The following is a 20,055-nucleotide window of genomic DNA, read 5'->3' as shown; positions in this document are numbered from 1 at the left end:
TTAACCAGTGAGCACTATTGTCCTGCCTCCTGAATGGGCGCCGCAGTGCGCCGTTCTGCTGACTTGGCCTCATGAGCAAACCGACTGGGCTGACCGCCTGGAAGAAGTTGACAGAACTTTTTTGGATATCGCCATTGCGGTATGCAAATACCAGAATCTGGTTATTAACTGTCAGTCATTTCCGCGCCTGGAGGCGATCGCCGACGCATTGCACGAAAACGGCGTACCTCCTGAAAAAGTGGCGCTGTTCTGCGCCCCGTCGAACGACACCTGGAGCCGGGACCACGGGCCTATCACCATTTATGACAATGACGAGCCGGTGCTGCTGGATTTCCACTTTAACGCCTGGGGCGGTAAGTTTGACTCCGAAAAAGACGACCAGATAACCGCTACGCTTTACGAGCTGGGCGCGTTTGATGGCGCAGCCTTGCGCCATATTCCTTATATTCTGGAAGGCGGCTCCATTGAAACGGATGGTCGAGGTACATTGCTAACCACCTCCGCCTGCCTGTTGACCCCGACGCGCAACCCGGACGCCACCAAGGAAAAAGTGGAAGCCGTCATGGCGGAACACTTGGGCATCCAACGCACTTTGTGGCTGGATCACGGCTATTTGGCCGGGGATGACACCGACAGCCACATTGATACGCTCGCCCGCTTCTGCGACGAACGCACTATCTGCTATGTACAGTGTCTGGACCCGGAAGATGAGCACTACGTGGAATTGTCTGCAATGGAAAAGCAACTGCAGTCATTCGTCGATGCGGACGGCGCGCCTTACAAACTGGTTCCACTACCCATGGCGCGAGCCTGCTATGACGAAGACGGTCATCGCCTGCCAGCGACATACGCCAACTTCCTGATCATTAATGAGGCAGTCCTGGTTCCTGTCTACGACCTTCCCGAGGACGAGGCGGCGTTGAACGCCATTCAGTCATGCTTCCCTGACCGTACTATTGAAGCCATTGACTGCCGCAGCCTGATTGAACAGCATGGGAGTCTCCACTGCGTCACCATGCAATTACCAGAGGGAGTGATCTGATGAAAAAAACCACCTTACAGGTGGCGGCCCTCCAGCAGCAGAGCTTTCCCGAGAAAGAAAAAAGTCTTGCCCTGACGGCGGAGCTAATCGCCCAGGCTGCGGCGCAAGGCGCTGAATTGATTGTATTACAGGAGCTGCACGCCACCCTGTACTTCTGCCAAACAGAAGATGTGGACGTATTCAATTTGGCGGAGTCGATTCCCGGCCCGACCACCGAGTTCCTGTCCGAGTGCGCGCGCAAGCACAATGTAGTGATCGTTGGCTCTTTATTTGAGAAGCGCGCCCCAGGCCTCTACCACAATACGGCGGTCGTATTGGAGAAAGACGGATCATTGGTCGGTAAATACCGCAAAATGCATATTCCCGACGATCCCGGCTTCTACGAGAAGTTTTACTTCACGCCTGGCGATGCTGATGCCGAGGCGGGCTTCAAGCCAATCCAGACCTCTGTCGGTAAACTGGGCGTACTGGTGTGCTGGGATCAGTGGTATCCAGAAGCGGCGAGATTAATGGCGCTGGCCGGCGCAGACATGCTGATCTATCCAACCGCTATCGGCTGGGACGTGCGCGACGATCAAGCCGAACACAAACGCCAACTGGACGCCTGGATCACCATTCAGCGCGCACACGCAGTCGCCAACGGATTGCCGGTAATCGTCGCCAACCGGGTCGGCCAAGAGCCCGACCCTTCACAACAGTCTCCCGGCAGCCTGTTTTGGGGCAATAGCTTTATCGCTGGCCAACAGGGCGAAATCCTGCGTCAGGCCGATGACTCAAGCGTGCAGATAATCGCCGCTGAGCTTGACCTGCAGCGCACGGATGATGTCCGCCGCATCTGGCCTTATCTGCGCGATCGCAGAGTAGACGCCTACCAAGACCTGACTCGTCGTTACATCGACTAGTTAGAGCCAGAAGCGGACTATACGTCCGCTTCTCTATTTAGCGCCCAAATTATCCTGGCGCGACTATAATTCTCAAACAGTCAGCGCGGCGCGCAGCCGACTGATGACCGTTAATCACTGATTGGACGAACCATGACAGAAACCGTCAGACAGGCCGTCGCACAGATTGGCAAAGTCGTTTTAGGTAAAGAGCACCAGATCAGGCTCGCACTCACCTCCCTCCTCTGCCAAGGGCACCTGCTGATAGAAGACCTGCCCGGCATGGGCAAAACCACGCTTTCCCACGCCATGGCGCAAACGCTGGGCCTGAGTTACAACCGGGTGCAGTTCACCAGCGATCTGCTGCCGTCCGACCTGATTGGGATTAACCTGTTCGATAAGAACAAAAGCGAGTTCACTTTTCATAAAGGACCTCTTTTCGCGCAATTGGTGCTGGCCGACGAAATCAACCGCGCCACGCCAAAGGCTCAGAGCGCCTTGCTGGAAGCCATGGAAGAGCGCCAGATCAGCGTCGAAGGAACCACTTACACGCTTCCGAAGCCGTTCTTCGTCATTGCGACGCAGAACCCATCCGACCAGTCCGGCACCTTTTTGCTGCCGGAGTCGCAAATGGATCGCTTCTTCATGCGCATTCATCTCGGCTACCCGCCGCCGGAAGCTGAGCGTGAACTACTGAAAGGCAGTGACCGTCGCTCACTGCTGAGCAAGCTGCAGCCTGTCATGCCGCCGGACGTGTTGGCGGATCTGCAGGCGAAAGTATTGGAAGTGCGAGCCACTGACCCGCTCATAGACTATATCCAGCGCATCATCGCCTATACTCGCAGCCACAGCGGCTTTAAAGACGGCATATCGCCTCGTGGAGCCATCGCACTCCTGCGCGCGGCCAAAGGTTGGGCATTGCTGGAGGGACGCCAGCACGTGCTTCCTGACGACGTTCAGACCGTCCTGCCAGCTGTCGTCGAGCACCGGCTCGGAGGCTCAAGCCGCGCGGAGCACTATCCGTTGTCGACGCAAATTCTAAGAGAGGTGACAGTGGTCTAAAAACCGCTTCACCCATAATTACGTGGCTCTATATGCCCCATAACCAAATATAATCAATCCAGTTAAACAAATATGGTACTTTAGGCGCATTATTTTTGATGCCTTCCAGCCACAGGGATCATTGGATACAGCGGCAAGGGGTCCGTACCAGGCATTGTTTTATTTCAGCATTAAGGAACGTCAATGAGTAAAGAAACCAGGCACATCAAACTGCTTATTCTAGGCTCCGGCCCCGCCGGCTACACCGCTGCGGTTTACGCAGCCCGCGCCAACCTGAATCCGGTCATTATCACCGGCATGCAAATGGGCGGACAATTGACCACCACCACGGATGTAGATAACTGGCCCGGCGACGATGCTGGCGTACAAGGCCCTGAGCTGATGCAGCGCATGCAAAAGCACGCAGAGCGCTTTGACACCGAAATCATTTTTGACCACATCAACGAAACTGACTTGAGCCAGCGCCCGTTCCGCCTGAAAGGCGACAACGGCGAGTACACCTGTGACGCGCTGATTATCGCCACCGGCGCCTCCGCGCAGTACCTTGGCCTGGATTCTGAAGAAGCATTTAAAGGCAAAGGCGTCAGCGCTTGCGCCACCTGCGATGGGTTCTTTTACCGCAAGCAGAAAGTCGCAGTTATCGGCGGCGGCAACACTGCAGTCGAGGAAGCGCTTTACTTGTCCAATATTGCAGCGGAAGTCACCCTGGTGCACCGCCGCGACAAGTTGCGGGCGGAAAAAATCCTGCAGGACAAACTGTTCGAAAAAGAGCAGAACGGCAATATCAAAATTGTTTGGGATCACACACTGGACGAGGTCCTGGGCGACGACTCCGGCGTAACGGGCCTGCGCCTGCGCAGCACCAAAGACGACAGCACTCAGGAGCTGGAAGTGACTGGCGCATTTATCGCTATTGGCCATAAGCCCAATACCGACATTTTCGCTGGCCAACTGGATATGAAAGACGGCTACATCAAAATTCGCTCCGGTTCTGAAGGCAATGCGACCCAAACCAGCGTACCCGGCGTATTCGCCGCAGGCGACGTTGCCGACCATATCTACCGCCAGGCGGTAACTTCGGCGGGCTTTGGCTGTATGGCCGCTCTTGACGCCGAGAAGTTCCTGGACCAATAATCCCACCGGGAATGCGACTAAACGCCCATTAATCCAAATGGGCGTTTTTGTTTACGCTTTCTTCGATATTGTGTATTAAAACAAGCCCAGCAAGATTCATTTCTATGCCCGCCCTACCCTGGTTAGATGAAAACCTATGGTTTCCTCATCCTGACAGCGCCTTGAAGGACCCAAACGGCCTGCTCTGTGTCGGCGGAGATCTCCATCCCGCCCGCTTACGTCTGGCGTATGAAAACGGCATTTTTCCCTGGTTCAGCGACGACCAGCCGATACTTTGGTGGTCTCCCGATCCTCGCTGCATCATTCGACACGAAGACTTGCATATATCCCGCAGCATGCGCCGTTTTTTGCGTAACAGCGGACTTACTTACAGCTTCGACCAGCAGTTCAGTCAGGTAGTGCAATCCTGCGCCGCGCCTCGTTCCTACTCAGACGAAACCTGGATCACCCCTGACATGCTTCAGGCATATAGCTATCTCCATCAGATTGGCGTCGCTCACAGCATTGAAGTATGGCGGGAGTCCGAACTGGTTGGCGGATTGTATGGTCTCGCCATCGGACGCTGCTTTTTTGGCGAGTCCATGTTCTCCAGAGAAACCAACGCATCCAAAGCCGCATTCATCACCTTGGTCCGACAATTACACGCCTGGGGCTATCGATTAATTGACTGTCAGGTGCCCAATCCACACCTTCTCTCTTTAGGGGCTTGCCAGATTTCAAGAAAAGAGTTTTTATCTATACTAGAAATAGAGGTGCGAGCCGATTTCTCTCACCCCTGGAAGATGACGATAGACCCCACAGGCTGCTGACGATGTCGAACTTAAGGACTCTGGTTTTTTACGCCACGCCGGAACACCCGTGCAGTTACCTTGACGATCGCCTGGCCACCACCATGTTCGTGGACCCTAAAGCGGACATCAACGTGGATCTGTACACCCGGTTGTCACAACTGGGTTTCCGTCGCAGCGGCAACCACTACTACAAGCCTCGCTGCAATGGTTGCAACGCCTGTATCGCCGTGCGCATCCCCACGGAGGAATTCAACCGTACACGCAGCCAGGAACGCACCTGGAAGCGCAACTCAGACCTGACGGTACGTCTGCGCTCCGCTCAGTTCGAACAAGAGCACTTTGCACTCTACCAACGCTACATCAGCGCCCGACATCAGGACGGCGATATGTACCCTCCCACACTGGACCAGTATGAGTCATTCTTACTGGAGGCGCGGTCAGAAACCTTGTTTATCGAGTTCCGCCTGGACAACAAACTGCTCGCCATCGCGGTAACAGACAGAACCACAGACGGCCTCTCCGCAATCTATACATTCTTTGATCCGAATGAGGATAAACGCGCCCTTGGCGTCTACGCCATCTTGTGGCAACTCCAGTTCGCCCGCGAACAACGCCTCCCCTATTTATATCTGGGATACTGGATACGAGGCTGTCGAAAAATGTCCTACAAAACCAATTACCGCCCTATTCAAGTGTTAGTCAGAGATTCCTGGATTACTATTTAACGCCCAACTTTCATACATCTCCTGGCTACATAACACCCTTATCCCCGCGTCAACCCGAAAATTTTGCGAAATAGGGGCTGATTATCCAGATAATAAAGAATTGGCTTTTGCACTTTGGTTATAATTAAGGCAAAATTCGCTCTCTTAAAAAAGCGCTTACTATTTTTTAACTTTTTGCGCTTAACACGAATTTCATGAGGACAAAGCTGAATGGCGAAAGAAGGTAATATTGAAATGGAAGGGACCATCATTGACACCCTTCCCAATACAATGTTCAGGGTTCAACTCGAAAATGGTCATGTCGTTACTGCCCATATCTCCGGAAAAATGCGTAAAAACTACATCCGCATTCTGACTGGAGACAAAGTCAAAGTAGAAATGACCCCCTACGACCTGAGCAAAGGTCGCATCGTATACCGCGCCCGCTAATACCTCACATTAATTCTCCCAAATCGCCTCCTGAACTGTTTAACACGTTCTGCAGTTGGGAAAATTCGTAAATCACCAGTAATTATCTGGCGATTTAAGCAGGCGAAATAAAAAAGGGGCTTACCGCCCCTTTTTTAGTTTCCAACACCCTTCCAATTAAGGCGTAGACTCGTCCAGCAGTTCACGCTCCGGCACATATTTGAAGTCCAACTTGTCGTCCTTCACACTGATAAACACGGTGCCGCCGCATTCCGCCAAATCTCCGAACAGGATCTGTTCGGCGAGAGGCTTCTTGATATTCTCCTGAATAAGTCGAGCCATGGGCCTCGCCCCCATCTTCTCGTCATATCCGTGCACCGCCAACCAGGCTTTGGCTTCGGTATCAAACTCAAGAAGGATGCGCTTCTCGTCCAGTTGCGCCTGCATCTCGGTCAGGAACTTGTCCACCACATGAGTAATCGTAGTGGTGTCCAATGGGCCAAACTGAATGATTCCATCCAGACGGTTTCTGAACTCAGGCGTAAAGGTCTTGGTAATGATCTCCATACCATCAGTCGTGTGGTCCTGAGAACGGAAGCCAATGGAGCGACGACTCATTTCCTCAGCGCCAGCGTTGGTGGTCATCACCAGAATGACGTGACGGAAATCCGCCTTGCGACCGTTGTTGTCAGTTAGAGTGCCGTGGTCCATTACCTGCAGTAGCAGGTTAAAGACTTCCGGATGCGCCTTCTCTATCTCGTCCAGCAGCAATACGCAATGAGGATTCTTATTAACCGCTTCGGTCAACAAACCACCCTGATCAAACCCGACATAGCCAGGAGGCGCGCCAATCAAACGGGAAACCGTATGCCTTTCCATGTACTCAGACATGTCAAAACGCACCAGCTCCACACCCAGAATTTTGGCCAACTGACGAGTCACCTCCGTCTTACCAACCCCTGTAGGGCCAGCAAACAGGAATGAGCCTTCAGGCTTACCGTCCGACTTCAACCCCGCTCTGGAGAGCTTGATAGCGGTCACCAAGGCCTCAATTGCAGGGTCTTGGCCAAACACCACCATCTTCAAATTACGCTGCAGATTGCGCAGCTTGTCTTTGTCGGAAGAAGAAACGGTTTTTGGTGGAATCCTGGCGATTGACGCCACGACGCTCTCAACGATATGAATATCAATGATCTTAGCGCGATCAGCCTCGGGCTTCAGCCTTTGACTGGCGCCCGCCTCATCAATGACGTCAATCGCCTTATCCGGCATATGGCGATCATTGATATAGCGATCCGCCAAGTCCGCCGCGGAACGAAGCGCCGCGTCGGTATATTCAACTTCATGATGCTTCTCGAACTGTCTTTTGAGGCCCTTCAGAATCAGATAGGTATCGTTAACAGAGGGCTCCACCACGTCAATCTTCTGGAAACGACGCGCCAGGGCGCTGTCTTTCTCAAATATGCCGCGGAATTCAGTGAAGGTGGTTGAACCGATGCAGCGAATCTCACCGGAGCTCAACAACGGCTTCAACAGGTTTGATGCGTCCATAACGCCACCGGAAGCTGAGCCAGCGCCAATGATGGTATGAATTTCATCAATAAACAAAATGGACTTGGTTTGACGCTTCAATTCTTTCAATAACGCTTTGAAGCGTTTTTCAAAGTCGCCACGGTACTTGGTACCCGCTAACAGGGCGCCCAGGTCCAGAGAATAGACTACCGCATCTTTAATGATGTCCGGCACGTTACCTTCAACGATCTGTTTCGCCAAACCTTCAGCAATGGCGGTTTTACCAACGCCAGCCTCCCCCACCAACAGCGGGTTGTTTTTGCGACGACGCGAAAGAATCTGCATGACTCTTTCCAGCTCTTTGTCACGACCGATTAAAGGATCAATCCGCCCCAGTCTGGCCTGCTCATTCAGATTGGTTGCGTACGATTCCAAAGGTTTTGAACCGCCGCCCTCTTCCAAGCCTTCCTCCTGGTGTTCGTGTTCCTCATCCTGTTCACGGTCGCCGGAAACTTTGGAAATGCCATGACTGATATAGTTAACCACATCAATACGAGCGACGTTCTGTTTCTTCAGGACGTACACCGCCTGACTTTCCTGCTCGCTAAAAATAGCGACCAGAACATTAGCGCCAGTCACTTCTTTCTTGCCTGATGACTGGACATGAAATACGGCTCTTTGAAGTACCCGTTGAAACCCAAGAGTCGGCTGAGTTTCCCGCTCTGGATCATTGTTCGGAATCAACGGCGTAGTCGAATCAACAAACTCCGAAAGCTCGTTACGCAGCTGACCCAGATCCGCGCCGCATGCTGTTAACACTTTCAGCGCAGAATCATTGTCGAGCAGGGCAAGCAAAAGGTGCTCGACCGTCATGAATTCATGACGTTTCTCGCGCGCGCTTTTGAAAGCTGCATTAAGAGTTAATTCGAGGTCTTTACTTAGCATTTGGCACCTCAGGAATGACTAATCCGCTCTTTCTATCTCACATAGCAGAGGGTGTTCACACTCGGACGAGTACTGGTTTACCTGAGCCGCCTTCGACTCAGCGATATCCCTGGTGAACACTCCACATACTGCACGCCCTTGGGTATGCACCGCCAGCATAACTTGCGTAGCCTTAGGTTCCGACATGTTGAAAAACGTTATCAACACCTCAACAACGAAGTCCATCGGTGTATAGTCGTCATTCAACATAACAACCTGATACATCGAAGGCCGCTTCAGCGCCGGTTTCTCAGGCGCTAGCGCTAGACTCCCGGGGTGGTCCCCATCTTGGTTCCCTTCATCCTCCAGGCCATCGTTGTCCTGATTTAATATTAGTAGACTATTTTCAACTTTACCCATAGCCGGATTGAATAATTTAGTTAAATTTTTACAGTAGTTCGTAACTTTCCGGCAACCAGCTCTGAGCTCTTTTTTGCAACACAATAACTGCCCGCCAACTACACTATACGCCAATTATAAAAGTGGAGTCGCCCCATCCAAACTTCAATGGGCCCAGCCTTTTGGCCGGTTACTTTCAATATGCGCTGCTTTATAATACTATCTGCTTTGGTAGCAAACTAGGCCGAGATACTCGAATTGTTGTACTGCTGCTACCGGTGCTTTAGTAGTAAAGCGAAAGTAGTAAAATTAGAGTGGACTGGCCAATAGACAAAAATAACTAGGGTAAAAGCCCATCTCTATGGAGACAAGGGAGTCGATCATGCCTCAAGGTAAAGTAAAATGGTTCAATAATGCCAAGGGCTACGGCTTTATCATCGCTGATGAAGGAAACGGCGATCTCTGCAAAGAAGATCTGTTCGTCCACTTCTCGTCAATCCAAATGGAAGGATACAAGACGCTGAAAGCGGGACAAGCTGTTAATTTTGACGCACAGCCCAGCGGCAAAGGATTCCACGCGGTCAATATTGTTCCGCTAGAATCCGAACCAGAAAAATCCTCGAACGATCCTGAAACGGAGACTGCGGAAGGCCCTGAAAGCGCCGCAAAAACCGAATCAGTCGAGAATAAATCAAAAGAGAATTCAAGAACGCCAATGGCCGCAAGCGCTTAGCTTAGCAACCATCCGGATACTTGAAATTCCAAACATGCTCCGGCTTGTACGGGGCGTGTTTTGCCCTGCTTGCGACATCAATCGGCCAAATCACCGCCTTTGCGCCATCAACTATTATGTACGTCAGATCATGGCGATAGACATAAACGAGATGGCGAAAAAAAGCCCCGCTGCATGCGGGGCTTTTAGTTTCCGCTGCACGGAAAATCCTACTTCATGTGCCTGATTACCGCATCGCCAAACTCAGAAGTTTTCAGCAATGTCGCGTCCGGCATCAAACGCTCGAAGTCGTAAGTTACCGTTTTCGCCTCGATAGCGCCGGCCATGCCATTCAAAATCAGATCAGCCGCTTCTTCCCATCCCATATGACGCAACATCATCTCAGCGGAAAGAATTAACGACCCAGGATTCACCTTGTCCTGGCCAGCGTACTTGGGAGCCGTGCCATGCGTCGCTTCAAACAACGCCACACTGCCGCCAATATTCGCGCCTGGCGCAATGCCAATTCCCCCCACTTCCGCCGCCAAAGCGTCGGAAATGTAGTCGCCGTTCAGGTTCAGTGTCGCAATGACGCTGTAATCTTCCGGGCGCATCAAGATTTGCTGCAGGAATGCGTCGGCGATAACGTCTTTAATAACAATCTGACGGCCGGTTTTTGGATTCTTGAACGCATGCCATGGCCCGCCATCCAGGGGTTCCGCCCCGAAGCGCTCCACCGCCAATTCATATCCCCAGTCCTTAAACGCCCCTTCGGTGAACTTCATAATGTTGCCTTTGTGAACCAGAGTCACTGACGGCTTGTCATTATCAATCGCATATTGAATCGCTTTTCTCACCAGACGCTTGGTGCCCTCTTCCGACACAGGCTTGATGCCGATACCGCAATTGTCGGGAAAACGGATTTTGGTGACGCCCATTTCTTCACGCAGAAAACGGATGATTTTTTGCGCTTCCGGACTATTCGCCTTCCACTCAATGCCAGCGTAGATATCTTCGGAGTTCTCACGAAAAATCACCATGTCGGTCTTCTGAGGCGCCACGACAGGACTGGGCACACCCTTGAACCAGCGCACCGGGCGCATACAGACATAGAGATCAAGTTCCTGTCGCAGCGCAACGTTCAGGGAGCGAATGCCTCCGCCAACAGGCGTGGTCAGCGGTCCTTTGATACCAATAGAGAACTCCCGCAACACCTCCAAGGTTTCCTCAGGCAGCCAGTCATTGGGCCCATACACCTTGGTCGCCTTCTCGCCGGTATAGATTTCCATCCAGGCGATGGCGCGTTTGGAGCCATAGGCTTTTTCAACAGCCGCATTGACAACTTTGATCATTGGAGGGGTAATGTCGACGCCAATCCCATCGCCTTCGATGAAAGGTATAATTGGATGATTGGGGACATTCATGGACAGGTCCGCGTTTACTGTGATTTTGTCACCGTCGGCAGGAACTCTGATCTTTTGGTATCCCATTCTCTACTCCGTAGGTTTAAGGTTTGTGTTATTCCATAATATCGAACAGAAAGAAGCTTCCACCGAACGGCGTGAAGCGGGAGCGCTTTGTAGTTTTATTACCGCACCCATAGTATAGCACTGCGAAAACCGTAATTTTATTACAGAAGTTGGTAACTCCAAGCAATGGCTACTTTAGTCGTATTCAACAAGCCCATGAACGTTCTGACTCAGTTTAACGACTCTCAGGGACGCGACACCCTGTCCAACTATATCGACAAACCCGGCGTGTACGCCGCAGGCAGACTGGATTACGACTCTGAGGGATTACTGCTGCTGACGGATGACGGCGCGATTCAAGCGCGCATCAGTCAACCGAAATTTAAACTCCCGAAAACTTACTGGGTGCAAGTCGAGGGCGTCATTGGCGAAGCCGCATTGCGTAGACTGGAGAAAGGGGTAATGCTCAATGACGGCCCCACCCGCCCTGCTCACGCCAGCCTCATCAGCCCACCCGAGGTCTGGGAGCGTGACCCTCCCATCCGACAACGTAAAAACATCCCCACCAGTTGGATCGCCCTGACCCTCTTTGAAGGCAGAAACAGACAGGTGCGTCGTATGACCGCCGCGGTAGGGTTTCCAACCCTGCGTCTGATCCGATACAGTATTGGCCCCTGGAGCATTAATGGCTTAGAGCCTGGAGAGTGGCGGGAAGAACACGTTCACGCGCCGCAGAAAGCGCAAACCTCCAGTCGCAGAAACCCTCAGAAAGTTGTTCGTTTCAAAAAACGCTAATCAAATATTCGGAGCATTTTTATGGTGTGGCGCCCCAGAGCCGTCGTGGCCGCGATCATTCCCCAAGACGATAAATTCCTGTTCGTAGAGGAAGAGATTAATGGGCGCGCCGTTCTGAATCAGCCCGCCGGCCATATCGAAAAAGGCGAAAGCATATTTGACGCAGTTCTACGTGAGACGCTGGAAGAAACCGGCTGGGAAGTGGAACTGGAAAATTTTGTCGGCATATATGTCCTGAATACACCCGATCCGGAGACGGTTTACCATCGCTACTGCTTCAGCGCTCGCCCCTTAAGACAAACCGGACGCACGCTGGACCCGGACATCACCGCCACCCTCTGGCTGTCGCCTGCGCAACTGATCAATGGCGATATCCCTCTGCGCAGCGATCTGGTCAGGCTGTGTCTGGAAGATTATCTTGCAGGTCGCCGCCTTCCTCTGGATACGATTCGCCACCACAGAATCTAAGGCTTGCGCCAAAAATCAGGCGCCAGTTAATGAAACTTTAGAAATCTTGCCGGCGGACGCCTATAATAGGGCGTTTTTTCACACTGAAGCCTTGGCGTCCCTTAGCCAATCCAAGCCCTGAAAGTTTAAGCCATGTCCACACATCGTAATCAACGCGTCATCGTTGGCATTTCCGGAGGAGTCGACTCCTCTGTATCCGCCTACCTCCTGAAAGCACTCGGCTATGAAGTCGAAGGCTTGTTCATGAAAAACTGGGATGAGGATGACGGCACCGAATACTGCACCGCGCTTTCCGATCTGGAGGATGCGCAAAAAGTCTGCGATAAGCTGGGCATCAAATTGCACACAGCAAGCTTTTCTGCTGAGTACTGGGACCGCGTTTTCGAACATTTTCTGGATGAATATCGCGCAGGACGCACGCCCAACCCGGATATCCTGTGCAACAAAGAAATCAAATTCAAAGCTTTCCTGGACTACGCCCAGGCTCTTGGCGGCAATCTGATCGCCACCGGCCATTACGCCCAGTTCTCCCGTTTTGGCGAGCACACTTATCTGATGAAAGGCGCAGATCCCAGCAAAGAACAGAGCTACTTTCTACACGCCGTCCCCGGACAGGCGCTCGCGCGAACCTTATTCCCGGTCGGCGGTCTATTAAAGAAAGAAGTCCGCCGCATTGCCCGGGAGCAGGATTTGGTCACTCACGACAAAAAGGACAGCACCGGCATCTGCTTCATCGGCGAGCGTAAGTTTTCCGACTTTCTGAAAACCTACCTGCCTGCCCAGCCCGGGAAAATCGTGACGGATAAAGGCGAAGAAATTGGCCGTCACCAAGGCTTGATGTACCACACTATCGGTCAGCGCCAGGGTCTCGGCATTGGCGGCTTGAAAGGCTATGACGACGCGCCCTGGTATGTGGTGGAGAAAGATCTCGATAACAATGAACTGGTCGTCGCCCAAGGCGGCGATCATCCTCGACTGTTCAGCGCCGGTCTTACCGCCAGCAAGCTGGATTGGATTAACGGCCTTCCCGCCAAGTCCTCCTTCTCCTGCTACGCCAAAACCCGTTATCGTCAACCTGATCAGTTGTGTCGGGTGGATGTGCGGGATGGCGGCGTAAAGGTGACATTTGATAAGCCCCAGCGGGCGGTCACCCCCGGCCAGTCAGTTGTATTTTATGATGGCGCGCGCTGCCTGGGCGGCGGCGTTATCGAATCCGTATTCAAATAGGAGTCTGTCGACATTGTCCTATAACCTTGAGAATCAAGTGATAGCGCTGGCGGGCGTCTTTCAGTCCGCCGCGTTGGTGGATCAGTTGGCCAAGCAAGGTACTGTCGCTCCAACCAGCTATGAATGCAGTCTGAAAAGCCTGCTCAAGGTCGATGCGACCTCAACCCTGGATGTGTATGGCGATATTTATGGCGTGCAACTGGGCTTGAAAGAGTTGATCGCCGTACTGGAGAGAAAGCAGGACCGCAAAAAAGTGGATGTCGTGCGTTACGCCCTGACGCTCCTGTACCTGGAAGGCAAGGTCAACAAGCGCGGCGATATGCTGGACGTAATGAGCCAACGCATCGCGCAGATAACGACCCAGACTTTGCACTTCGACCCCACACATACCAATATCATCAGCGCTTTCGCCTCGCTATACAGCGACACCATCAGCACCTTCCCTCAGCGTATACAGGTGACTGGCGACCCCAGATTCCTGAGAGTGGATGAAAACGCGGATAAAATTCGCGCCCTGCTGCTGGCTGGCATTCGCGCCGCCGTGTTATGGAGACAGGTTGGCGGACGCCGCTGGAAACTGTTCTTCATGCGCAAAAAGATTCTGCAGATCGCCAATGGCATGTTGCGCTGATCGCACGCCCCTTTAATGTTAGAATTCAACGTTTGTTCAACCGCTGCAAGAGATAGAAACATGATACTTAACGAGCTGACAGCACTCTCCCCCGTCGACGGCCGTTACGCCGGTAAGGTCGCCGATTTGCGGCCGATCTTCAGTGAGTTTGGTCTGATCAAAGCGCGGATTGAAGTGGAAATCAAATGGCTGCTGCAATTGGCCGCCAATCCCGGTATCCCAGAAGTTCCCGTTTTTGACGCAGCCACTGCGGCCTTCCTGACCGCCATTTACGAAAACCTGTCGCTGGAAGACGCTTCCCGAGTCAAGGAAATCGAGCGCACCACCAATCACGATGTGAAGGCGGTGGAGTATTTCATCAAAGAACAGTTCAAACGCGAAGGCGCGCCTGAAATCCTTACGGATATCAATGAGTTCGTCCACTTCGCCTGCACCTCGGAAGACATTAACAACCTGTCTTACTCCCTGATGCTGAAGCGCGGCGTACAAGACGTCGTGCTGCCGGTCATGCAGCAGGTCGTCGCCAGACTGGAAGAGCTGGCTCTGAACTTCGCCGCACAGCCCATGCTGTCCCGTACGCACGGTCAAACTGCATCTCCCACAACGGTTGGCAAAGAGCTTGCCAATGTGGTCGCTCGTCTAAAAAGACAAATGGCGCAGATTCGTCAGGTCAAAATGCTGGGCAAGATCAACGGCGCTGTCGGCAACTACAACGCGCACTTAAGCGCCTATCCCGATGTCGACTGGGAAGCCCACGCGCAAGGCCTGATCAATGAGTTGGGCCTGGAATGGAACCCCTACACCACTCAGATCGAACCCCACGATTTTATCGCTGAAGCCTTCGACGCAGTATGCCGGTTCAATACTATCCTGATCGACCTGAACCGCGACGTATGGGGCTACATTTCCCTGGGTTACTTCAAGCAAAAAGCGGTGGCTGGCGAAGTCGGCTCTTCCACCATGCCTCACAAAGTTAACCCGATTGATTTCGAAAACTCCGAAGGCAACCTGGGCATCGCCAATGCGGTGATGGAACACTTGAGCCGCAAACTGCCGGTTTCCCGCTGGCAGCGCGACCTGACCGACTCCACCGTATTGCGTAATCTGGGCGTTGGTCTGGCGCAGTCCTTGATCGCCTATCACTCTACTCTGAAAGGCCTTGGTAAGCTGGAGCTGAACCCAATGCGCCTGGACGAAGACCTGAATCAAAGCTGGGAAGTATTGGCGGAACCCATTCAGACCGTCATGCGTCGCTATCGCATCGAAGGCGCCTACGAGAAGCTGAAAGAGCTGACTCGCGGCAAAGCGATTACCCAGGAAGCGATGAAGCCGTTTATTGAGTCGCTGGAAATTCCTGAAGAAGCCAAGCAGCGTCTGCTTGAAATGACGCCGGCGACATACATTGGCAATGCTGCGGAGCAAGCTGCGCGCATCAAAGACTATAGCGGCGAGTAACAGCGATATGTTGACTCACCTGGGCGACATCAGCGTCGCCGACTTCCTGGCGAATTACTGGCAAAAAAAGCCGCTGATTATTCGCGGTTTACTTCCCGGTTACGAATGCCCGCTGGACGAGAATGATCTGGCGGGGCTCGCCACGGAAGAAGAAGTGGAATCCCGTTTGGTCTATGAAGAACTGAACGGTCAGCCCTGGCAACTTGAGCATGGCCCGTTTTCCATTGAAAAGCTGGAGAACATGCCTCTTCAGGGTTGGACCCTTTTGGTGCAAGGATTGGACACCTGGGTTCCAGAAGTCGCCGACTTGCTCGACCGCTTCCGCTTCCTGCCCAACTGGCGCGTGGATGACATCATGGCCAGCTTCGCTCCCCCCGGCGGCAGTGTGGGACCGCACTTTGACCATTACGATGTGTTCCTGATCCAGGCGACGGGCGCTCGCCGCTGGCGCATCGGCCCGCCCTGCGATCACCAGTCGCCAAGGGTGGACGGCACGCCATTACGCATTCTGCAGAATTTCGAGCAGACGGAAGAATGGCTGCTGGAGCCAGGCGATGCGCTGTATTTGCCGCCACGTTACGCCCACTACGGCATCGCGGAAACGTCCTGTATCACTCTTTCCGTGGGCTTTCGCTCACCTACTTATGCGGAACTGATGTCCGCGCTGGCGGACGATTGGTTTGAGAATCCCGCGTTATCCACCCATTTGCATGACGCCACCGAAGCGCCATTAAATAATCCAGGCCTGATAAGCGACGACGTTTTTGCGGATATCAAATCCCGTTTACAAGCTCTGCTGGATGACGAAGCAGGCCTGCGTCGCAGCTTCGGTCGCTTTATCAGCGCGCCTAAGTTTGACGCCGCTGTCCCGCCCCTGGAGGCGGATATGCGTCTTTCGCCTGAAGACGCAGGCGAATCGTTGCAGGACTCAGAAATCCAGTGGCGCTGGAACGAAGGTTCCCGCTACACCTACAGTCTGTATGAAGAAGCTGGCGTGCGCCGTGTCATGTTCGCCGTCGACGGCGAGGCATACGACGCCGATGAGCGCTTTGCGCCGCTGGTGGAAATATTGTGCCGCAGCAACAACATAGACCGTGAACGGCTGCTGCCGTGGGGCGCCGATAAGGACGCATTGAAGTTGTTGAGTTCCTTGTTAAATAGAGGCAGTCTGGTGCTAGAAGGCTTCGATGATGACGAGGAAGACTGGGACGATGACGACGCTTAAGTACACCCGCATTACGACTTGGTTGGAAAATGAGAGCGAACTACGCGCGATCCGCCAACAAGTGTTTGTGGAGGAGCAAGGCGTTCCCCCGGAACTGGAGTGGGACGACAAGGACGAGAACGCCGTACATTTCCTGGTAAAAGACGTGGAAGACCGCAATCTCGCGGTCGCCCGTCTGGTGCGTCTGTCGCCAGAAAAAGCGAAGGTCGGTCGTCTGGCGGTGCTGCCGGAGTTTCGCCGCCAGGGCATCGCCAAAAGTCTGCTCAAATTCGTTATCGGTTACGCCCGTTCAGAAGGATTCAACCTTCTGACGCTCAGCGCCAACATCGACGCTACCTCCCTCTACGCGAACGAAGGTTTCCAGGCTTTAGGTTCGCCTCATGAAGAAGCCGGTTCGCTGCATCAGCGCATGGAGCTGACGTTAGGAACCGCCAAAGTCGAAGCCGCCAATGCGCTGGGGCAAGACGAGCGGGTTTACCGCACCCACTCTGAGCCCGACTATCTGGAGCACCTGAAGTGTCTTACCTCCCAGGCGAAACAAAGCGCCTTAATTCTGACCTGGGATCTGGAAAAAAATGTTTTGGACGACCCCGATGTGCTGGATGCACTGAGTCGTCTCGCCCGGGGCGGTCGCGCCACACAGATTAAAATCCTGCTGGGTGCGCCGAAAACGCCAGTGGCGCAGAGCAACCAACTGCTCGCCCTCGCCCGTCGGCTCACCTCCAATATTGAAATCAAGATGCTCAATCCTGAGCTGAGTTTTCCCGAGCAGGTTTATGTGCTGATTGACGATGACGGCGTCTTACTGCGCCATCATTACGAAAAATGGGAAGGCTTTTGCTGCTATCAGGACCCCGGCACGGTGAAGCGCCTGAAAGATGAATTCATGCGCTTACTGCAGCACAGTCAGGTTTCGCAGGAATTGCGTCAGTTTTCCCTGTAGATCGGCGTTCAGCTCCCAAACTGAGTTTTCTACGCACAGCTCACCGCTATTTGGAGGTGTGGCGGTAGACGCCGTCCCAATCCTCCGGCAGCGTTTGCTGTCTTAGCCCGCTGATCCTCTCCCTGTAGAGACCGTACAAACGACAGCCTGGCTCTTCGAGTTGCAGTTGCTGGAATATGGCGTCCGCCTGCTCCCATTGCCGCGCTCGATAACACTCGATCGCCCTTTGGTAGCGCGTCAGACGATTCAAGGTCACCGCATCCAGTCGCCCCTTTTCTCCCAAAGGTTCGTAGGCGTCCACCGGAATGTCCTTGCCTTTCACCTGAATGCGATCACAGAAACGAAAGGCGTAGCCCTCAGCCTCCTTGACTGTCGTCTCTCCCACCAGCACATCCACGCCATAGAACTTGGTCAGCCCCTCCAGCCGGGAGCCCAGATTCACTGCGTCCCCCAATACGGTATACGCCTTGCGATACTGCGACCCCATGTCGCCGACATTCATCAGGCCGGTATTAACGCCAACACCGATTTGAATAGGGGGAAAGCCTTTGGCGGTAAGCTCGGCGGACAAGCGCCGAGTGATCGCCTGCATCTCCATGGCGGTTTTGACCGCTTTTTCCGCATGCTCCGGGTCGTCTACCGGCGCGCCCCAGAATGCCATCACCATATCGCCGACATACTTATCGATGGTGCCGTCATTACGGAAAATGGACTCGGTGATAGGCGTAAAGTAAAGATTCAGAAGCTCTTTCAGTTGCGCGGCGGATAGCTGCTCGGAGATAGTGGTGAAGCTGCGGATATCGGAGAACAACACCGTCAGCTCCTTGCTTTCCCCCGCCATGGAGTATTGCTCTGGATTATCCAGCATACGATCAATATGCGCGGGCGGCACATATTGCGCGAACATACCGCGAACACGTCGCTCGACAGCATATTCGTGAATGAATTCCGTCACCAGATACCAGCCAAAAACGCCTTGCGCCAGCAACAGCGTACTGATCATGGGAAAGTCCATGCGCCAGCGCGTCCATATCAGTGTGTTCAATGCGACCAATAACAGGCTGATCATGATCGCCGCCAGCACCATTGTCAGGGGACGACGCCCCGGCAACACCCAAACCAGCAACAGCAGCAAAGCCAGCTGAAACACCAGCACCGCGCCCGGCTCCCACACCGGTCGATATGGAAACCCTCCCCGCAAAAGCCCTTGCGCCACCAGCGCCTGCACTTCTACGCCAGGGAAAACCGTGGCGAACGGCGTACTGACCAGATCCGCGAGACCAATGGCGGAGGTTCCCACAAACACGAGCTTGCCTTCCAGTTCCTGCGGCGCCAAACCGCCAGCCAGCGCAATCCAGGCAGGAATATAGCGAAACTGTCCGCGCCCCTGCCGATATGGCGCCAATACCCGTCCAACGGCGTCAGTCTGCACCAGCGCATCAGTCAAACGAATACCGCTCGCAGCTTGCACCGCGCCCAAAGGCGCGAACTCCAATTCCACCTCATCCGTCAGCAAATAGGTCATCGCCGACGCCAGAGCCAGAGAGGGATAGACAGAGCCATCATGGGACATGAACAACGGGGTGCGTCGAATCACCCCGTCCGCGTCCGGAAAGGTGGTGACAAACCCGCTTCCCGCCGCCACATCCTGCAATTCCAACAACGGCGCGGCGTAGCCAGAAGCATTGATCAGCACATTGCCTGCCGGCGCGGAGGTGAGCGGGTCCGGCAACCTGCCGATTTGCATCGACGTGTCCAGATGCATGAAGAACCCCAACACCGTATCAATCTCCGACAGACGTTCCGCCAGCTGTTCATCCGGCCGCCAGGACATAGCAATGCGATTAAGCACCGCGCGTTCTTCATCACTCAGATCCGGACCAGCGGACGCCGCTACGGATTCGATGAAGTTATTGCTTTCGGACTCGGAGAACACCACATCAAACGCCACCACCGCCGCGCCGGATTCCTGCAGCGACTCCACCAGAGCCGCCACCCGGGCGCGACTCCAGGGCCAGCGTCCTTCACGCTGGATGGACTCCTCATCGATGTCCACAATCACCACGTCCGCATACAGCTCCGCCCTGGTGAAAAGCGCCCCTGTCTGCGCCCGCCAGTCATAAAACACATAGTCGAGACGATTCAATAACGAACGGTCGCCCGACTGCGTGATCAGCTGCCAGCCGATCATGACGACAGCAATCAGCAGCGCGGGAAGATGCTTGAGGAACCCAGAAATCGTTCGCATGTGA

19 protein-coding genes are annotated in these 20,055 nt (G+C 53.8%); 15 read left to right on the top strand and 4 right to left on the bottom strand.

Features of this window, described 5'->3' with window-relative positions; translation table 11 throughout:
• Positions 1-7 precede the first annotated feature (7 nt).
• From ACQYWX_RS10925 to infA, 7 genes are all read left to right on the top strand, one after another.
• Complete coding sequence (locus ACQYWX_RS10925) at positions 8-1,042, top strand: agmatine deiminase family protein (protein WP_431688763.1); 1,035 nt, start codon at positions 8-10, stop codon at positions 1,040-1,042.
• Positions 1,042-1,944, top strand: coding sequence for a carbon-nitrogen hydrolase (locus ACQYWX_RS10920; protein ID WP_431688762.1), 903 nt, complete (start codon positions 1,042-1,044; stop codon positions 1,942-1,944). The genes ACQYWX_RS10925 and ACQYWX_RS10920 overlap by 1 nt, the downstream gene beginning before the upstream one ends.
• 132 nt (positions 1,945-2,076) lie before the next feature.
• A complete protein-coding gene (locus ACQYWX_RS10915) occupies positions 2,077-2,985 on the top strand; it encodes an AAA family ATPase (RefSeq protein ID WP_127969729.1) in 909 nt (302 codons plus the stop codon).
• Positions 2,986-3,168: 183 nt separating this feature from the next.
• On the top strand, positions 3,169-4,119 hold the full coding sequence (trxB, locus tag ACQYWX_RS10910) for a thioredoxin-disulfide reductase (protein ID WP_127969728.1): 951 nt from the start codon (positions 3,169-3,171) through the stop codon (positions 4,117-4,119).
• Positions 4,120-4,223: 104 nt separating this feature from the next.
• Entirely contained in the window at positions 4,224-4,928 is a 705-nt protein-coding gene (aat, locus tag ACQYWX_RS10905) for a leucyl/phenylalanyl-tRNA--protein transferase (RefSeq protein ID WP_279502008.1), read from the top strand.
• A gap of 2 nt (positions 4,929-4,930) precedes the next feature.
• The gene (locus tag ACQYWX_RS10900) at positions 4,931-5,635 is read left to right on the top strand and encodes an arginyltransferase (protein WP_216735752.1); all 705 of its coding nucleotides are present in this window, start codon (positions 4,931-4,933) and stop codon (positions 5,633-5,635) included.
• A 210-nt stretch (positions 5,636-5,845) separates the two neighbouring features.
• A complete protein-coding gene (gene infA, locus ACQYWX_RS10895) occupies positions 5,846-6,064 on the top strand; it encodes a translation initiation factor IF-1 (protein ID WP_011396232.1) in 219 nt (72 codons plus the stop codon).
• A 156-nt stretch (positions 6,065-6,220) separates the two neighbouring features.
• Here infA and clpA read toward each other — a convergent pair whose 3' ends face one another.
• Positions 6,221-8,500, bottom strand: a complete 2,280-nt coding sequence (gene clpA, locus ACQYWX_RS10890; protein WP_216735751.1) for an ATP-dependent Clp protease ATP-binding subunit ClpA — start codon at positions 8,498-8,500, stop codon at positions 6,221-6,223.
• Between the two features lie 18 nt (positions 8,501-8,518).
• Positions 8,519-8,899, bottom strand: coding sequence for an ATP-dependent Clp protease adapter ClpS (clpS, locus tag ACQYWX_RS10885; RefSeq protein ID WP_216735750.1), 381 nt, complete (start codon positions 8,897-8,899; stop codon positions 8,519-8,521).
• A gap of 361 nt (positions 8,900-9,260) precedes the next feature.
• On the opposite strand from clpS, the gene ACQYWX_RS10880 reads away from it, so the two are divergent.
• The gene (locus ACQYWX_RS10880; protein WP_127969723.1) at positions 9,261-9,611 is read left to right on the top strand and encodes a cold-shock protein; all 351 of its coding nucleotides are present in this window, start codon (positions 9,261-9,263) and stop codon (positions 9,609-9,611) included.
• A 209-nt stretch (positions 9,612-9,820) separates the two neighbouring features.
• Here ACQYWX_RS10880 and icd read toward each other — a convergent pair whose 3' ends face one another.
• On the bottom strand, positions 9,821-11,080 hold the full coding sequence (icd, locus tag ACQYWX_RS10875; protein WP_216735749.1) for an NADP-dependent isocitrate dehydrogenase: 1,260 nt from the start codon (positions 11,078-11,080) through the stop codon (positions 9,821-9,823).
• A 165-nt stretch (positions 11,081-11,245) separates the two neighbouring features.
• Between icd and ACQYWX_RS10870 the strand changes: the two genes are divergently transcribed.
• The 7 genes from ACQYWX_RS10870 (at position 11,246) to ACQYWX_RS10840 (ending at position 17,803) form a co-directional block, all read left to right on the top strand.
• Entirely contained in the window at positions 11,246-11,854 is a 609-nt protein-coding gene (locus ACQYWX_RS10870; RefSeq protein WP_279502014.1) for a pseudouridine synthase, read from the top strand.
• A gap of 21 nt (positions 11,855-11,875) precedes the next feature.
• On the top strand, positions 11,876-12,322 hold the full coding sequence (locus tag ACQYWX_RS10865; RefSeq protein WP_216735747.1) for an NUDIX hydrolase: 447 nt from the start codon (positions 11,876-11,878) through the stop codon (positions 12,320-12,322).
• Between the two features lie 132 nt (positions 12,323-12,454).
• On the top strand, positions 12,455-13,549 hold the full coding sequence (gene mnmA, locus ACQYWX_RS10860; protein ID WP_216735746.1) for a tRNA 2-thiouridine(34) synthase MnmA: 1,095 nt from the start codon (positions 12,455-12,457) through the stop codon (positions 13,547-13,549).
• Positions 13,550-13,562: 13 nt separating this feature from the next.
• Positions 13,563-14,180: a high frequency lysogenization protein HflD gene (gene hflD / locus ACQYWX_RS10855; RefSeq protein ID WP_216735745.1), complete on the top strand. Its 618-nt coding sequence runs from the start codon at positions 13,563-13,565 to the stop codon at positions 14,178-14,180.
• Between the two features lie 60 nt (positions 14,181-14,240).
• Positions 14,241-15,635 carry an adenylosuccinate lyase gene (purB, locus tag ACQYWX_RS10850; protein WP_431688761.1) on the top strand — a complete coding sequence of 465 codons (1,395 nt, stop codon included), beginning with the start codon at positions 14,241-14,243 and terminating at the stop codon, positions 15,633-15,635.
• Between the two features lie 7 nt (positions 15,636-15,642).
• Positions 15,643-16,860 (top strand): cupin domain-containing protein, encoded by a 1,218-nt coding sequence (locus tag ACQYWX_RS10845; protein ID WP_216735743.1) that lies wholly within the window; start codon positions 15,643-15,645, stop codon positions 16,858-16,860.
• On the top strand, positions 16,847-17,803 hold the full coding sequence (locus ACQYWX_RS10840; RefSeq protein ID WP_431688760.1) for a GNAT family N-acetyltransferase: 957 nt from the start codon (positions 16,847-16,849) through the stop codon (positions 17,801-17,803). The genes ACQYWX_RS10845 and ACQYWX_RS10840 overlap by 14 nt, the downstream gene beginning before the upstream one ends.
• A gap of 46 nt (positions 17,804-17,849) precedes the next feature.
• On the opposite strand, the gene ACQYWX_RS10835 is transcribed toward ACQYWX_RS10840, so the two are convergent.
• Complete coding sequence (locus ACQYWX_RS10835; protein WP_431688759.1) at positions 17,850-20,051, bottom strand: CHASE2 domain-containing protein; 2,202 nt, start codon at positions 20,049-20,051, stop codon at positions 17,850-17,852.
• Positions 20,052-20,055: the final 4 nt, after the last annotated feature.

The sequence above is a fragment of the Hahella sp. NBU794 genome, assembly GCF_050749805.1.
Taxonomy (GTDB): Bacteria; Pseudomonadota; Gammaproteobacteria; order Pseudomonadales; family Oleiphilaceae; genus Hahella.
The sequence above is the reverse complement of the archived record's forward strand: the minus strand, read 5'-3'. Positions and strand labels throughout refer to the sequence as shown.

Excerpts from the sequence above, each read along its gene's own strand:
- ACQYWX_RS10900 (WP_216735752.1), top strand. The coding sequence starts at position 4,931 with ATGTCGAACTTAAGGACTCTGGTTTTTTACGCCACGCCGGAACACCCG.
- infA (WP_011396232.1), top strand. The coding sequence starts at position 5,846 with ATGGCGAAAGAAGGTAATATTGAAATGGAAGGGACCATCATTGACACC.
- ACQYWX_RS10845 (WP_216735743.1), top strand. The coding sequence starts at position 15,643 with ATGTTGACTCACCTGGGCGACATCAGCGTCGCCGACTTCCTGGCGAAT.
- ACQYWX_RS10880 (WP_127969723.1), top strand. The coding sequence starts at position 9,261 with ATGCCTCAAGGTAAAGTAAAATGGTTCAATAATGCCAAGGGCTACGGC.
- icd (WP_216735749.1), bottom strand. The coding sequence starts at position 11,080 with ATGGGATACCAAAAGATCAGAGTTCCTGCCGACGGTGACAAAATCACA.
- mnmA (WP_216735746.1), top strand. The coding sequence starts at position 12,455 with ATGTCCACACATCGTAATCAACGCGTCATCGTTGGCATTTCCGGAGGA.
- clpS (WP_216735750.1), bottom strand. The coding sequence starts at position 8,899 with ATGGGTAAAGTTGAAAATAGTCTACTAATATTAAATCAGGACAACGAT.
- trxB (WP_127969728.1), top strand. The coding sequence starts at position 3,169 with ATGAGTAAAGAAACCAGGCACATCAAACTGCTTATTCTAGGCTCCGGC.
- ACQYWX_RS10920 (WP_431688762.1), top strand. The coding sequence starts at position 1,042 with ATGAAAAAAACCACCTTACAGGTGGCGGCCCTCCAGCAGCAGAGCTTT.
- ACQYWX_RS10840 (WP_431688760.1), top strand. The coding sequence starts at position 16,847 with ATGACGACGCTTAAGTACACCCGCATTACGACTTGGTTGGAAAATGAG.
- ACQYWX_RS10870 (WP_279502014.1), top strand. The coding sequence starts at position 11,246 with ATGGCTACTTTAGTCGTATTCAACAAGCCCATGAACGTTCTGACTCAG.
- aat (WP_279502008.1), top strand. The coding sequence starts at position 4,224 with ATGCCCGCCCTACCCTGGTTAGATGAAAACCTATGGTTTCCTCATCCT.
- purB (WP_431688761.1), top strand. The coding sequence starts at position 14,241 with ATGATACTTAACGAGCTGACAGCACTCTCCCCCGTCGACGGCCGTTAC.
- ACQYWX_RS10915 (WP_127969729.1), top strand. The coding sequence starts at position 2,077 with ATGACAGAAACCGTCAGACAGGCCGTCGCACAGATTGGCAAAGTCGTT.
- ACQYWX_RS10835 (WP_431688759.1), bottom strand. The coding sequence starts at position 20,051 with ATGCGAACGATTTCTGGGTTCCTCAAGCATCTTCCCGCGCTGCTGATT.
- ACQYWX_RS10865 (WP_216735747.1), top strand. The coding sequence starts at position 11,876 with ATGGTGTGGCGCCCCAGAGCCGTCGTGGCCGCGATCATTCCCCAAGAC.
- clpA (WP_216735751.1), bottom strand. The coding sequence starts at position 8,500 with ATGCTAAGTAAAGACCTCGAATTAACTCTTAATGCAGCTTTCAAAAGC.